The sequence below is a fragment of the Sodalis glossinidius str. 'morsitans' genome, from assembly GCF_000010085.1.
In the GTDB taxonomy this organism is placed as follows: Bacteria; Pseudomonadota; Gammaproteobacteria; order Enterobacterales; family Enterobacteriaceae; genus Sodalis; species Sodalis glossinidius.
On the sequence record NC_007712.1, the window covers coordinates 3,989,759 to 4,004,569 of the forward strand.

Below are 14,811 nucleotides of genomic sequence, written 5' to 3' on the forward strand. Positions count from 1 at the left end.
TAATTGATGGGCCAAGGGGATGCCCGCACCCTGTGCCTGCCGTTCATGCGATCGCAGCCGCCGCCAGCTACCCTCTCGCCGGTGATGCTAGTAGCGTTGCACCAACGTCGGGTGTCACGTTAAAAAGGTGCCATGATGGAAGCCATAACCCGCTTGCTGAGAAAGATTTACCCAGCCACCTTAAGCCAGGGGCAACTGGATACCATCAAGGGCCAAATCAGCTTCACCAAATCCACGCCGCATCAGGCGCGCAAAGCGCATTGGGATGAGGATGATGTCGTGCTTATTACCTATGCCGACCAGTTCATGGAGGCTGAAAAACCCACGCTTGATACCTTTACCACCTTTTTCAACCATCGCCTGCGCAACACCTTTTCCCTGGTGCATCTGCTACCGTTCTATCCCTACTCTTCCGACTATGGCTTTTCCGTCATCGATTATCAGCAGGTCAATCCTATCGTCGGCAGTTGGCAGCAGATAGGCGAACTCAATCTCACCACCCGGCTGATGTTCGATTTCATCTGCAACCATATGTCTGCCGAAAGCCGGTGGGTGAAAGGCTATCTGGCGGGCCAACAGGCTTATGACGATTTTTTTATTGCGCTTCCCCCCGCGACTGCCAGCGTGACGCGCCCGCGCACATCACCGCTGCTGACGCCTTTTACCGCACAGGACGGCAGCACCCGTTATTTATGGACCACCCTCAGCGCCGATCAGGTGGATCTCAATTTCAACAACCCCCAGGTTTTGATCGCCGTTATCGGCGTATTGCTACATTACCTGATACAGGAGGCGGACTATATCCGTCTGGACGCGGTGGGCTACTTGTGGAAAGAGGTGGGCACCCGTTGTCTCCATCTACCCCATACCCATCTGCTGGTAAAGTTGTTTCGCGCCATCTGCGATGAGGTGGCGCCGGGAACGGTGATTATTACCGAAACCAACGTGCCCCATAAGGACAATATCAGCTATTTCGGCAATGGCCGAGATAAAGCGCAGATGGTCTATCAGTTCCCGCTTCCGCCGCTGGTGTTACACGCCCTGCACAACAGCAGCCGCCGCGCCCTGCGTCATTGGGCTGCAGGGCTTGAGATCGGTAGCGGTGCTACTACATTATTCTTCAATTTTCTCGCCTCCCATGATGGGATCGAGATGAACCCGCTGCTCGGCATTCTGCCGGAGGCGGAGATCATCCGGCTGGTGAGCGATCTGGAGTCGGAAAGCGCCCTGGTTTCGTATAAACAAAACACTGACGGTACCACCAGCCCTTATGAAATCAATGTCACCTATCTGGATGCGTTCAATCGGCGCGAGGATAGTGACGAGACGCGGCTTGGCCGCTTTATTCTCGCCCATGCCATCCTGCTGGAGTTTCCCGGCGTGCCGGCGATCTATGTGCAAAGTATCCTTGGGTCGCGTAATGACTATGAAGAGGTCAAGGCCGCCGGCCATAACCGCGCGGTTAATCGAGAGAAGTACCCGCTGAAAACCATTGAAGCGATGCTGGATGATGAAACCAGCCTGCGCTCGCGGGTTTTCCAGGCGTTGAGCGCGCTTATTCGCCTGCGCCGCCGACAACAGGCGTTTCATCCTGATGCAGCCATGGAAGTCCTGGAGTGGGATAATACCCTGCTCGCTTTTTACCGCGCCGCCGGCCAGCGGCTGCTGTGTCTCTTTAATTTGGCGAATAAAACGGTAAGTTGCACCTTACCTGACGGCGATTATCGCCTGCTGACCGCCGAGGGTACGGTCAGCGGCGGCCCACTAACCCTCGCACCCTATTCTTTCTATTGGCTGGAAACGCTTAGCGATCGTTAGCGACCGAGTGAATCTGCTCGCTCTGCGCCCTAAACCGTCTCATAGCTAAACCCTTGCCGGCCGCCAACGCTCAGGATTCGAGCTGACTGAAATCGCACAGCGCCTGGCAAAACGGCACCGGGTGGGAAATGAACGGCGCATGCGCCGCGCCGGCAAAGACAATGCTGTGGCTGGCGGTGCTCAATTCATCCACCAGCGGGACCACTTTACGCGGCACCAGACCATCCAGATAGCCGTATAGGCGCAGCAGCGGCACGTCAAGTTGGTCCAGCGCCTTGCGCACGTCGCTGGTGCGCAGTAGCGCCAGCCCGCCGGTCAGAACCTCGATCGCGGGCGCCGGGTGCGCCAGTACCACGCTCTTCAACCAGCGCGTATCCTGACGCGCGGACGCCGTTCCCAGCGTTTGCAGACCGAGAAAACGGCTGACGGTGCGGGTGAAATCCTGGCGCAGCTCGCGCGCAAACCCTTCCAGCACCTCAGGTCGTATCCCCGGCCAGTCACCGTCGGCGCAAAAACGCGGGGAAGAGGCAACGGTTACCAAACCCGCGACCGCATGTGGGCACCGGCGCGCTACCGTCGTCGCCACCAGTCCGCCAAGTGACCAGCCCAGCCATAACGCGCCGTGGGGAGCTCGCGACGCCACTTCCTCCGCCATCTCCTCAAGGGTCAGCGCGCCATAACCGCGGCTACGGCCATAACCCGGCAGATCCACCAGGTGCAGGCGAAAGTGCGTCGCCAGCCGCGGAACAATGTAAGACCAGACCTCGGCATTCAATCCCCATCCGTGCAGCAGCACAAGATCGCGATCGCCGGTACCGGTTGTTTGCCAAAACAGTGACACCATTTGCTATTGTCCAAAAGTCGGAAACAAGGAAGTATGACACCATGCTAACAATCGGCGCCCTCTGTTGGCTATGCCGACAGCCACTTTGGTTTAGCCATCACGGCATTTGCCGCGGCTGCGTCAGCGTTCTGCTGGCGGAACGGGAAACCGCCTGCCCACGCTACGGGTTGCCGGCGCGCAGCGAATGGCAGCCGTGCGGACGCTGCCAGCTGTGGGCCCCGCCCTGGCACAGCCTGCTTGCGGTGGGGGGATTACCGCCCGCCGCTCAGCCGCCTGGTGAAAAAACTTAAATATCACGGCGACACCGGCTTTGACCGCGTGCTTGCCCGTCTGCTATGGCTGCGCTGGAGCGAGCGCGCCGCCGCGGGTGAGGAGAAGCCGGATTTGTTGCTTAATGTGCCTTTGCAGCTTACCGTCACTGACGGAGAGGCTATAATCAAACCGAACTGCTCACCCGCGCCCTGGCACATGTTTGCGGGTGCCCTGGCAGGCTCAAGGGTTATTTCACGCACGCGGCGGGCCACCTCAGCAGCGATTAGGCGCCCGCCAACGCCGGCATAACCTTTGCGGCGCCTTTCTGTGCCTCGCCGATGTAGCCGGCAAACGGGTGGCGCTGGTGGATGATGTGAGTTACCACGGGCAGCACAGCCGGTGAAATCAGCCGTCTATTGTTGCGTCATCATGCCCGTGAAGTGCGGCTATGGAGCATTTGCCGCACCTTGTAGTCTGTAGGGGAAAGGGCGTATAATATCCGACTATTTTAGTCAACTATTGAGTGAATATTATGATCCGTATTACTGATGCTGCCCAGGAACATTTTGCCAAATTACTGTCCAATCAGGAACCGGGCACCCAGATCCGCGTGTTCGTTATCAATCCTGGCACGCCCAATGCGGAATGCGGCGTCTCGTACTGCCCGCCGGATGCGGTGGAAGCCACAGATACCGAACTGAAATTCGATAAGATCTCTGCCTATGTGGATGAACTTTCTGCCCCTTATCTGCAGGATGCGGAAATTGACTTCGTTACGGATAAGCTTGGCTCTCAGCTGACCCTCAAAGCGCCCAATGCCAAGATGCGCAAAGTGAGCGACGAAGCGCCGCTTATCGAGCGCGTGGAATATCTGCTGCAGTCGCAGATTAATCCGCAGTTGGCCGGCCACGGCGGCCAGGTGACGCTGATGGAAATCACCGACGATATGCTCGCCATCCTGCAGTTTGGCGGCGGCTGTAATGGCTGCTCAATGGTGGACTACACCCTTAAAGAAGGGATTGAGAAAGAGCTGCTGGAAAAATTCCCTGAACTGAAGGGCGTGCGCGATCTCACCGAGCATCAGCGCGGAGAGCATTCCTACTATTAATGCCTGACGGCCCTCAAGCAGGTGGGGGTCGTCCAGCCGCCACGCTCCTGGATCGGTGTGCCCGGGCAAAAGGCTTGCGCTGTGCTGCTGACTGCGGGCCCCTGCACCCGGTGACGACTATCTTATTAACGCCATTACCCCGGACGATCGTCGTTACCGTCCTGCGCTCTTCTAACCGAACGGCCCAGAACGGGCGCAGGCGCCAAAGCAAGGCGTCGCCCGTCTCCCAACACCGTCAGCAGCCGGATTATGTCAGGGTCGCTAAACATCGTTTCCAGATCCCGCGTCAGTTTACGCCGCCAGTTAGGATAGGCATCGGTGGTACCGGGCACATTGACCGGCGTCGCCATTTCCAGCCAGTCTTCGGGCTGTAATCCCAGCAGCGCGCTGCGGCTTTGCGCCATAAACGGTGTATGGCAGCGTTCAACGTGGATGACATAGCGACCTCCTCCGCCCGCGCAGGAGTATTGGCCGACAAGCAGTCCGCACGCCGCAGCACATCCAATAGTGCCTGCCGTTCCTGATGACGCTCTGCCAGTAGCCGTTGCCAGGTTTGCTCGTCGTCATACAGGCCCAGCCGATGGGCCAGGTCGATGTCCGCCCCCTGCCAAAAGCCGCTTAACGTCGCGAGATCATGGGTGGTCAACGTCGCCATCGCCTGACGGGATAGTCCGCCGGCCAGGCACGCCATCCCGGACTGCCACCTGTTGCAGGTACAACGCATCGAAGGTGGCCTGCTGATACAGACTGCCGCCGCCAGAGAGCGACGTTCAGGACAGCTTTCCGGCCGCCGCTTGAATTGCGTCCAGGCGTAACGCAGCGCCGTCAGCTTGAGCTGCATCACCTGCGCATAGTTAACGTAGTCATCCGATCGCAACGCCTACAGGCGATGCCCGGTTTCTGGCTGCCGCCACCATTGCTGCGCGGGTTCACTTTGTAAAAAGTCGTCCACTCCGCCAACATCGATATAGATAATGTTCAGCCAGCGGCGCGAGGAGGGACTGTAGGGACTAGCCCAGTCAGGCAGTGCCGGATACAGCGCATGCAGCGGATTGATGCCGACGAATGCTCCGCCGAGCTTAGCGACGCCTGCGATCATTTGCGCCAGAGCGCCAATGCCCCAATTGCGCGCCGAACGCAGCGTGTAGAGCTGGACAGTACTGCCCCAAAGCCGCTGGCCCGCACGGAGCGCCAGCGGTTCATAACAGCGCTCGGGGGCGACAATCACCTTACACGCCCAGCTATGATCTGCGGTACATAGCGTCAACCGGTGGTAACCATCGGACATCCCCGCCGACAGCGTCAGATGATGCGCACCACGCTTCGCCGCGACTCCGGATGCATCGTCGCCGGCCACAGGCTCCGCCCGGGTCTACCCGTGATGCTGCCTGCCCGATTCCTCGATAAGCGTCCAAGTCCCGGATACCCCGTCCGGCAGCGGTTGAAGGGGGAGGCATTCATTGACCGCCGTACTGACCGCCTGCCACCATTGTAACGGGGTCATTTCCCGCGCGCCGGCAAGACCGTAACGTTGCCATTGGCGGTCAAGCGCGACCTGGAAGGCAGCTTTATCGAGTTTGGGTTTTGGCATATGAACGTCTCTCTCCTGTCGACATAACGTGGAAAGCGCCGAAACCGGCGCCCCACCCCATGAGCCCGCCATCGTCACGGCGATGCCGGTGGCGCATCACAAGCAATAGCCGAGCAGGTCGCCAACAAAACACGGCTGCCCCGGCAGCACCCTCGGGGGCAGTCCCTATTGTCTTGCGAAGGATAGCGGAAGAGTCTGGCTAACGTCGTGATGATCAAAGAATAGACAACGCCGTTGAAAAAGAGTGCGCCGGCGAGGATTTTTATGCTGTCGCTTTTGCGCTCAGCACAGCTCCAGTTTGACATCGGAATGTTCGATAAGCGTCATCACGCCCGGGGGTGGCAGTTGGTCGGTAAACAGATAGTCCACCAGATCCATTTTGCCGAGGTTCACCATGGCGCTGCGGCCGAATTTGGAATGGTCTGTCACCAGCATCACACAGCGGGAATTGTCGATAATCGCCCGTTTGGTGCGTACTTCGTGATAATCGAACTCCAGCAGTGAGCCGTCCAAATCGATACTGCTGATGCCGAGAATGCCGTAATCAAGCCGGAATTGAGAAATAAAATCGAGAGTGGCCTCGCCGATAATACCGCCGTCGCGCGTCCGCACTTCCCCCCCGGCCAGGATCAGGCGGAAATCCTCCTTGGCGGTAAGCAGCGTCGCCACGTTGAGATTATTGGTCACTACCCGCAGGTTTTTATGACCCAACAGCGCATGCGCCACCGCCTCCGGCGTAGTGCCGATATCGATAAATAGCGTTGCCCCGTCGGGGATCTGGCTCGCGACACGCGCCGCAATGCGCGCCTTTTCCGCCGACCACATCACTTTGCGGTCATGATAGGCGGCGTTAACCGAACTCGACGGCAGCGCCGCACCGCCGTGATGACGCTGGATCTTGTTCTGCTCGGCCAAATCGTTGAGATCGCGCCGTATCGTCTGCGGACTGACGGCAAAGTGATCTACCAGTTCCTCGGTGCTGACGTAGCCCTGCTGGCGAACCAGATCGATGATGGCATCATGCCGCTGCGTTTGCTTCACGTTGATTCCTCTGCTGCCGGCCGATCAGCGCTGATAGCCGTGACTCTGACCCCGCCGCGTTTGCCAGAATGCCATTAGCAGGCCCGTGACCAGACCCGCCACGTGCGCGGCATTGGCAATGGCGATACCCAAAATATTGAAATAGCCGGCGATAAGCCACAACAGGGCGAAAACGATGACCCCGAGCGGCATAAACAGCGGCCCGCCCGGATTTTTCTCGCCGTGCCACCAGACATAGCCCATTAGCGCATACACCACGCCGGACAGACCGCCGAAAAAAATCCCGCTGAAGTGCGACTGCACCATGCCGCTGACCACCGCAGAGAGCACGAACAAAATAGCCAATGACGCCCTGCCGCGATAGCGCTCCGTCAGGCCGGCCAGATACCACCACCACACCACATTGAACAGCAGATGCAATAGTGAGAAATGCAAAAAGGCATGGCTGACCCAGCGCCAAATCTGACCGTATTGGGCCGGACCGGCGGGATACAACAGCGCGGCCATTACCCGATCGTCACCGATTAGCGCCATGAGGAAAAACACCAGCACGCACAGCGCCGTCACGCCTAGCGTTAAAGGGCCCGCCTGCTGGCGTAGCGCCGGCAGCCAGCCACGCAGACCGGCGCCGGTCTCGCCGCGGTAATGTAATGAGCCGGTGCGCCAGCTGGCGGCTTGATAACGGGGATGCTGCGGGTCAAGCAGAAACGCTTCCAGCGCTGATTCAACCTGTGCCAGTTTCTCGTCCTGCGCCAGCCACAACTCGGCATAACGCCCCTGCGGGCGCAGCTCCATGTCCACCCCCTGCGTTTTCATATAATCAATGAAGGCCAGGGCCAGGCGCGCATTAGACAAGGCGGTAACTCGAATCATGGTTCTCTTACGCTTCCATAATGAGGTAATGGGGGAACAAAATACAGGATCCGCAGACTGGACGTGCGGTCCGACAACGATTCACCCCTGGCGCCGACGCCGCCAGGCAATCCCCTGAGGATAAAGGAAAAAGGCCATCAGGCGAAACCCTGCTACGGCAGATTGCGCCGCGCCGATACCCGCCGATTTTGCGATCTATATCTCATCGCAAGGCCGGGCGAGCGGGCAAACAGGTCTCTTTCCCATAGGGGTGGTTAACGGTACGCAGCGCCCGGTATTTCGCGGACCGACGTTATAACGATTCCGTTTCCAGCGGAAAGGCTTTCAGCCAGGCATCAAACCCGCCATCCACGCTGTAAGCGACCTCCACCCCCTGCGTTAACAGGTACTGGGCGGCGCCTTTACTACTGTTACCGTGATAGCACAGCACCATGACCGGACGTGCGAGGTCATGCTGTGCCAAAAATGCCGGTAGGGTGTCGTTGGTCAGATGAAACGCGCCGCGGAGGTGGCCTGCAGCGAAGCTTTGAGGATCGCGGATATCCACCAGCACCGCCTCCCCTTGCCGCCAGCGTTCTCTGGCCTGCTCCATGCTGATTGTTGCAAATTGATCCATAAACTGACGCCTCGGTTTCACCAAAAGGGAATGCGCCTTACGGCAGCGCATGAAGTGTAGCAAGGCTCGGGCCGGCGTGCAGCGCTTTTCAGCGGCGATCGGCCGCGCAATATCGACGCTTGAATCGTGCCACCTGACCTTATCATCCTGGCAGCGACGCGCGCCGCAAGGGTAAAAACGTTACCTTCGTCACGCATGACAGATTTTTTGTACAGAGAACGTGGCGTGAATGTTTGTTTGCGCGTACAATTGTGAGCAAAAACGAACATAAAAGAACTATAACGCGCATTTGGAGGAAGGTAACGTGGAAACCAAAGACTTGATCGTCATCGGCGGCGGGATCAACGGTACCGGCATCGCTTCCGACGCTGCCGGGCGCGGACTGTCCGTATTATTGCTGGAAGCGCAGGATTTGGCGTGCGCCACCTCTTCCGCCAGCTCCAAACTTATTCACGGCGGCCTGCGCTATCTCGAACATTATGAGATTCGTTTGGTGAGCGAAGCTCTGGCTGAACGGGAAGTTCTGCTGAAAATGGCCCCCCATATCGCTTTTCCGATGCGGTTCCGGCTGCCGCACCGCCCACACCTGCGGCCGGCGTGGATGATCCGTGTCGGCCTGTTTATGTATGATCATCTCGGCAAACGCACCAGCCTACCGGCGAGTCAGAGCGTTCGCTTTGGCGCGGATTCGGTCCTGAAACCCGAAATCATGCGCGGTTTCGAGTATTCCGACTGCTGGGTAGACGATGCGCGCCTGGTAGTGCTCAACGCTCAGGAAGTGGTGGCACACGGTGGTGAGGTCAAGACACGTACCCAAGTAACCCGCGCCTGGCGGAAAAACGGACTGTGGCAGGTTGAGGCCCGGGATAGTCTGACCGGCAAACAGCATCGCTGGCACGCAAAAGGTCTGGCTAACGCCACCGGCCCCTGGGCGAAACATTTCATCGATGAAAGCCTGCATTTGCCGTCGCAATATGGCATCCGCCTAATAAAAGGCAGCCACATCGTCGTACCGTGCGTCCATCACCAGCCGCAGGCGTACATCCTGCAAAACGAGGATCACCGCATTGTGTTCGTCATTCCGTGGATGGAAACGTTTTCCATCATCGGTACGACCGACGTGGAATATCACGGCGATCCGGGCGAGGTCCATATCGACGAGAGTGAAATTGACTATCTGCTCAAGGTCTACAACGCCCATTTCCAACGTCCCCTAGGCCGTGAAGACATTGTCTGGACCTTTTCCGGCGTCCGCCCCCTGTGCGACGACGAGTCCAATTCACCCCAGGCGGTGACCCGCGACTACACGCTGTCGCTGAGCGACGAAAACGGGCAGGCGCCGCTGCTGTCAGTTTTTGGCGGCAAACTCACCACTTACCGCAAGCTGGCCGAATATGCGCTGGAAAAACTGGCTCATTATTATCCTCACGCCAAAGGCGCCTGGACCAGCAACGCGGTGCTGCCGGGTGGCGATTTCGCCGGTACCCGCGACGACTACACCGCCGTGCTGCGCCGCAAATTCGCCTTTTTGCCGGAAGCGCTGGCGCGGCGCTACAGCCACACATACGGCACCCGCAGCGAACAGCTGCTGGCCGGCGTGACCGGTCTTGCGGATCTCGGCGAAGATTTTGGTCACGGCCTGTATGAAGCGGAACTCCGTTATCTGGTGGCGCAGGAGTGGGTGGTCACCTTGGACGACGCTATCTGGCGCCGCACCAAGCTCGGCATGTGGCTGGACGAAGCCCAGCAGACGCGAATTACCGACTGGCTGGTCAGCACGTCAGCCCGGCGCGGCTGTCGCTGGCGTCCTAAACCCCTCCCGCCTGCTGGCTCCTCTACAGGCGGACGGGCGCCACTTTCCAAATCTCCTTGGCATATTCGCGGATAGTCCGATCGGAGGAGAAATACCCCATGTTGGCAATACTCAGCGCCGCGCGCCGCGTCCACTCATACGGGCGCTGATACAGTCCGTCCACCTCATCCAGGTTGTCCACATAGCTGCGGTAATCCGCCAACAACTGATAATGGTCGTCCAAATTGACTAGCGAATCTAACAGATTACTATAACGTCCCGGCTCGCCGGGACTGAATACGCCGGTGGCTATCTGCGACAGTGCCAAATGCAGCTCCGCATCCTGCTCGTAATGGCTGCGCGGATTGTAGCCGTCGCTGCGCAGCGCCTCGACCTATAGAGCGGTATTGCCGAAAATAAACATATTCTCTTCGCCCATATTCTGGCGCATTTCAATATTCGCGCCGTCGAGGGTGCCGATAGTCAGAGCACCGTTAAGGGCAAACTTCATATTGCTGATACCTGACGCCTCGGTCCCCGCCAGGGAGATTTGCTCGGAGAGATACGCCGCCGGAATAATCAGCTGCGCCAGGCTGACGCTATAGTTCGGCACGAAAATTACCTTGAGCCGGTTTTTCATCAGCGGATCGCGATTGATAACCGCCGCCACATCGTTAATGAGTCGGATGATATGTTTAGCCATGCAATAGGCCAACGCGGCTTTGCCGGCGAAAATATTCACCCGAGGCACCCTATCGCCGTCCGGATTTTCGCGGATACGGTTATAACAGGTGATGATATGCAGCACGTTAAGCAGCTGGCGTTTGTATTCGTGGATGCGTTTGATTTGCACGTCGAGCAGCGCCGCCGGATTGACGACCTCGTCCAGTTGGTTGGCCAGATAGGCCGCCAGCTGTTTTTTATTGCTTAATTTGGCCTGCTGCAGTTGCACGATAAACGCCGGAAAATCGATATGCCCTTTTAATTCCTCCAGCTGCCCGAGGTCGGTGCACCAGGTCTGGCCAATGGTGGCATCCAGCACCGCCGACAGAGGCGGATTGGCCAGCGCCGTGTGGTAACGCCGTTGGTTTTATTGCAAATTGATCGGGAAACAGGCGGGCGAAATCGGCAAATAACGACTGCATTATCAGCTCCGAATGCAGTTCGGAAACGCCGTTGACCTTATGGCTGGCGATCACCGCCAGCCAGGCCATACGCACCATACGGCCGTTATGTTCATCGATGATAGACACTCGCGACAGCAACTCGCTGTCTCCCGGTACCTGCGTCTGAACCTGATTCAGGAAGTGATCGTTGATATCGAAGATAATCTGCAAATGGCGCGGCAGGATCTTGCCCAGCATATCCACCGGCCAGATTTCCAGCGCCTCGCTCATCAACGTATGATTGGTATAGGAAAACGCTTGGCAAACCACCTCCCAGGCGCGTGACCAGTCAAACTTATGCTCATCAATGAGCAGAAGCATCAGTTCGGGAATCGCCAGCACCGGGGGCGTGTCGTTCAAATGGATAGCAATCTTATCGCCCAGATTGTCGAAGGTGTTGTGCAGTAACCAATGCCGATTAAGGATATCCTGCACCGTGGCGGAGACGAGAAAATATTCCTCCGCAGCCACAGTTCGCGGCCGGAATACGTTGAATCGTCGGGATAGAGTACGCGGGAGACGTTTTCGGAATAGTTTTTATCTTCCACCGCGGCGAAGTAGTCTCCCTGATTGAATTTACCGAGATTAATTTCACTGCTCCCTGCGCGCTCCAAAGCCGCAGGGTGTTGGTGGTATCGGTATCAAACCCCGGGATTATCTGATCATAGGTGCAGGCCAGTACCTCTTCGGTTTCCACCCAGAGTATTTTGGCGCCTTCATGCTGCAACCTGCCGCCGAAACGGACTTTGTAGCGGCTGGGGTGGCGGGGGAATTCCCAGGGGTTACCGTACTCCAGCCAATAATCGGGGGATTCGGCCTGCTGGCCGTTGACGATATTTTGCTTGAATATGCCGTATTCATAGCGGATGCCGTAGCCGCGTCCCGGCAGCGCCAGCGTCGCCATAGAGTCGAGAAAACAGGCCGCCAGCCGCCGCCCCAGGCCGCCGTTTCCCAGACTGGGATCGTTCTCCTCGGTCAGCAGGTCATCCAGTTCCAGCCCCATTTCATCAAGCGCGACCCGGGTATCCTCGTAAATTTCCATCGCCAGCAGCGCGTTAGACAGCGTGCGGCCGAGCAAAAATTCCATCGACAGATAATAAACCTGGCGCACATCCTGCGACAGCTGGGCGCGGTTGGACACAGCCAGCGCTCCACCATGCGATCCCTTACCGCCAGCAACACGGCATTGAGCCACTCGTGTTTATTCGCCATGGCCGGATCTTTGCCGATAGTAAACATCAACTTATAGGCGATGGAATGTTTAAGCGCCTCGACGCTGAGGGTAGGTGACGCATAGATAAACGGTGAATTCATGCCCGTGTTCCCCTGATTAACCTTAAAGGCATTGATACAACGACTGATACGCTTTCGCGGCAACGCGCCAGCTAAAATCGAGTCCCATCACCTGCCGCTGTACATAACGCCACAGCGACGGCCGCGACCACAAGACAAAAGCGCGGCGAATAGCGCGCTGCAGGCCCGCGGCGGTGGCATCCTCAAACACAAAACCGCTGGCGACGCCGTCCGACAGGTTCTCCAACGAGCTATCGGTGACGGTATCCGCCAGCCCGCCGGTACGGCGTACCAGCGGCAGGGTGCCGTACTTTAGAGCATAAAGCTGGGTGAGACCGCAAGGTTCAAAGCGGCTCGGCACCATCAACACGTCTGCGACGCCGATAATGCGGTGCGAAAACGCCTCATGGTATCCCAATTTACACCCACATGGCTGGGATATTCCACCGCTGCGGCCAGAAAGCCTTGCTGCAACGTGGCGTCACCGGCGCCGAGCAGGGTAAGCTGCCCCCCTTGCTCAAGCAGGTCCGGCAGGACTTCCAGCACCAGATCCAACCCTTTCTGGCTGGTCAGCCGGCTGACGACGGCAAAAAGCGGCACCTTTTCATCCACCGTCAGCCCCATCGCGGTTATAGGTCGTGATAAGGACTGCCGTGGCGATCGTAGAGATCGGGGATATCAATCAAATAGATACCGACGCCATTGAAGCGGCCGTACAGCAGCACGCCGTGGCGGGACAGCGCATCAAATTCTTTTACCACCCGGCTATCGGGAACGCCTTTACGTAAATCCGGAAAGGCTGGTAATAATACCTGCGCATCATCGCCCTCTGCGATTTGCGCAGCGGGAGCGCCCCTACCACATCTGCCAGTCCCCCGGTTTTTAGCAAGGGAACAATTTAGAACAAACATGTAGAACCTGCATCATCGCTCCTGTTGTGGCTTAGTGCTTTCCTAGTGACAGTTTGGGGTCTTCCCTAACTGAGTTTTGCCAACGTATCGCGGGTGACCAGCACAATGCCTTCCTCCGTAAGGTGAAAGCGTTGCCGATCCAAATCCGCATCTTCGCCAATTATCATGTCATCAGGGATCTTGCAGGCGCGGTCGACAATACATCGCCGCAGCCGGCAGGAGCGTCCGACAATCACGTCCGGCAATCGGCATATTCACCGTCGAACTGGGCCAGCCCGAACTCGTCGCTCGGGAAATGGCCCGGCACCCAGTCCAGCAGCGCGTTCAGTCCGGCCTGATGAGCGGCATCAATCAGCGCACGAAAATCCTCCGGCGTGCCGAAGCGGCGGGTCGGGGCATAAATGCCGAGAGGCTGATACCCCCAGCTCCCATCGAAGGGTGCTCGTTAATCGGCAGCAATTCGATATGGGTAAAGCACATGTACTTGACATAACTAACCAATTGCTCTGCCAGCTCCAGATAACTGAGCCAATAATTGTTCTCGTCGTGGCGGCGCCAGGAGCCAAGATGCACTTCATAAATGGCGATAGGCTGGTTCATCAGATTGGCCTGGCAGCGTGCCGCATCAGGCGACGCCGTGTCCGGACGCATCTGCGCCTCAAACGCATAGGGATCGGCTTTGAGTCGCGTCTGCCCGTGGCAATCGATAATTTCATATTTATATAATTGCCCTAGGGTTACCGCCGGCAGAAACAATTCCCAGAGACCATTTTCCCGCCGCTGGCGCATCGGATGGCGGCGGCCATCCCAAAAATTAAACTCTCCGACCACCGAAACCCGCTGCGCATTAGGCGCCCAAACGGCGAAGCGCATGCCGGCGACCTCATCCAACACTTCCGGATGCGCCCCCAACCGTTCCCAGGGACGTAAATGGGTTCCTTCCGCCAGCAGCCAACTGTCAATATCCTGCAACAAAGGACCGAAACGATAGGGATCCTCGATAATATAGTTATGGTCATGCCAGGTGACGGCCAGTTGATAATGGAAAGGATTTTTACGCCGCGGGACAATCCCGCTAAAAAAGCCGCGTTGATCTTCACAGGTTAACTCTGTGACACGGCGTCCATTTTTAGCCTCAATTACCGTTACCGCGCTGGCCTAGGGCAATAAGGCGCGTACTACCAATCCCGCAGCGGTTTGATACATGCCCAATAAAGAAAATGGATCGGCATAATGGCTGGCCACCAGTGCAGTAATAACGTCTTGGTCGGGATATCCTGCCATGTATTCTTCCTTTTCTTACTCCATGAAATAAAAGGATATTGCAAAAAGATAAATGCCTATAACCTACCCGCCAGTACAGTCTCGCACCGTCAGCCGCGCGCGCAATGGCTCGTTGGCGGTTAACGTACGTGACAAGGGAGCAGAAAATGCCATAGTGAGAGACGATTATGATGATGACGTAATCATGTAAATATAAATAATAATCATAGACAAATTTTTACG

Annotated in this window: 11 protein-coding genes and 5 pseudogenes; 4 read left to right on the forward strand and 12 right to left on the reverse strand. The window is 57.5% G+C overall.

What is annotated here, in order from left to right; genetic code table 11:
• Positions 1-135: 135 nt before the first annotated feature.
• Positions 136-1,818 (forward strand): alpha-amylase family glycosyl hydrolase, encoded by a 1,683-nt coding sequence (locus SGP1_RS21145; RefSeq protein WP_041867274.1) that lies wholly within the window; start codon positions 136-138, stop codon positions 1,816-1,818.
• 70 nt (positions 1,819-1,888) lie between these two features.
• Here SGP1_RS21145 and bioH read toward each other — a convergent pair whose 3' ends face one another.
• A complete protein-coding gene (gene bioH / locus SGP1_RS21150; protein ID WP_011412131.1) occupies positions 1,889-2,662 on the reverse strand; it encodes a pimeloyl-ACP methyl ester esterase BioH in 774 nt (257 codons plus the stop codon).
• A gap of 41 nt (positions 2,663-2,703) precedes the next feature.
• Here bioH and SGP1_RS21155 point away from each other — a divergent pair.
• Both SGP1_RS21155 and nfuA read left to right on the forward strand, forming a co-directional pair.
• Positions 2,704-3,387, forward strand: a pseudogene (locus tag SGP1_RS21155) (phosphoribosyltransferase family protein).
• Between the two features lie 59 nt (positions 3,388-3,446).
• A complete protein-coding gene (gene nfuA, locus SGP1_RS21160) occupies positions 3,447-4,022 on the forward strand; it encodes a Fe-S biogenesis protein NfuA (protein ID WP_011412132.1) in 576 nt (191 codons plus the stop codon).
• 134 nt (positions 4,023-4,156) lie between these two features.
• Here the strand turns inward: nfuA and SGP1_RS36900 are convergent, their stop codons facing one another.
• The 7 genes from SGP1_RS36900 to glpE form a co-directional block, all read right to left on the reverse strand.
• Entirely contained in the window at positions 4,157-4,426 is a 270-nt protein-coding gene (locus SGP1_RS36900) for a 4-alpha-glucanotransferase (protein WP_041867275.1), read from the reverse strand.
• Positions 4,309-4,899 (reverse strand): hypothetical protein, encoded by a 591-nt coding sequence (locus tag SGP1_RS36905; RefSeq protein WP_424141186.1) that lies wholly within the window; start codon positions 4,897-4,899, stop codon positions 4,309-4,311. Before SGP1_RS36905 ends, SGP1_RS36900 begins: the two co-directional genes overlap by 118 nt.
• Before the next feature lie 3 nt (positions 4,900-4,902).
• Positions 4,903-5,379 (reverse strand): 4-alpha-glucanotransferase, encoded by a 477-nt coding sequence (locus SGP1_RS32205; protein WP_041867276.1) that lies wholly within the window; start codon positions 5,377-5,379, stop codon positions 4,903-4,905.
• A 15-nt stretch (positions 5,380-5,394) separates the two neighbouring features.
• Positions 5,395-5,613, reverse strand: coding sequence for a hypothetical protein (locus SGP1_RS21175; protein ID WP_041867277.1), 219 nt, complete (start codon positions 5,611-5,613; stop codon positions 5,395-5,397).
• A 282-nt stretch (positions 5,614-5,895) separates the two neighbouring features.
• Positions 5,896-6,654 (reverse strand): DeoR/GlpR family transcriptional regulator, encoded by a 759-nt coding sequence (locus SGP1_RS21180; RefSeq protein ID WP_011412133.1) that lies wholly within the window; start codon positions 6,652-6,654, stop codon positions 5,896-5,898.
• A 24-nt stretch (positions 6,655-6,678) separates the two neighbouring features.
• Positions 6,679-7,527 carry a rhomboid family intramembrane serine protease GlpG gene (gene glpG, locus SGP1_RS21185; protein ID WP_011412134.1) on the reverse strand — a complete coding sequence of 283 codons (849 nt, stop codon included), beginning with the start codon at positions 7,525-7,527 and terminating at the stop codon, positions 6,679-6,681.
• A 292-nt stretch (positions 7,528-7,819) separates the two neighbouring features.
• Complete coding sequence (glpE, locus tag SGP1_RS21190; RefSeq protein ID WP_011412135.1) at positions 7,820-8,143, reverse strand: thiosulfate sulfurtransferase GlpE; 324 nt, start codon at positions 8,141-8,143, stop codon at positions 7,820-7,822.
• A gap of 304 nt (positions 8,144-8,447) precedes the next feature.
• On the opposite strand from glpE, the gene glpD reads away from it, so the two are divergent.
• Positions 8,448-10,031 carry a glycerol-3-phosphate dehydrogenase gene (gene glpD, locus SGP1_RS21195; protein WP_011412136.1) on the forward strand — a complete coding sequence of 528 codons (1,584 nt, stop codon included), beginning with the start codon at positions 8,448-8,450 and terminating at the stop codon, positions 10,029-10,031.
• Here the strand turns inward: glpD and glgP are convergent.
• The 4 pseudogenes from glgP to SGP1_RS21215 all read right to left on the reverse strand — a co-directional run.
• Positions 9,979-12,415, reverse strand: a pseudogene (gene glgP / locus SGP1_RS21200) (glycogen phosphorylase). The gene glpD and the pseudogene glgP overlap by 53 nt on opposite strands.
• Before the next feature lie 22 nt (positions 12,416-12,437).
• Positions 12,438-13,318, reverse strand: a pseudogene (locus SGP1_RS25990) (glycogen/starch synthase).
• A 52-nt stretch (positions 13,319-13,370) separates the two neighbouring features.
• Positions 13,371-13,550: pseudogene (glgC, locus tag SGP1_RS21210) on the reverse strand (glucose-1-phosphate adenylyltransferase); the annotation flags it as partial.
• Positions 13,544-14,589 (reverse strand): annotated as a pseudogene (locus tag SGP1_RS21215) (GlgB N-terminal domain-containing protein); the annotation flags it as partial. The pseudogenes SGP1_RS21215 and glgC, both read right to left, overlap by 7 nt.
• Between the last annotated feature and the right edge of the window lie 222 nt (positions 14,590-14,811).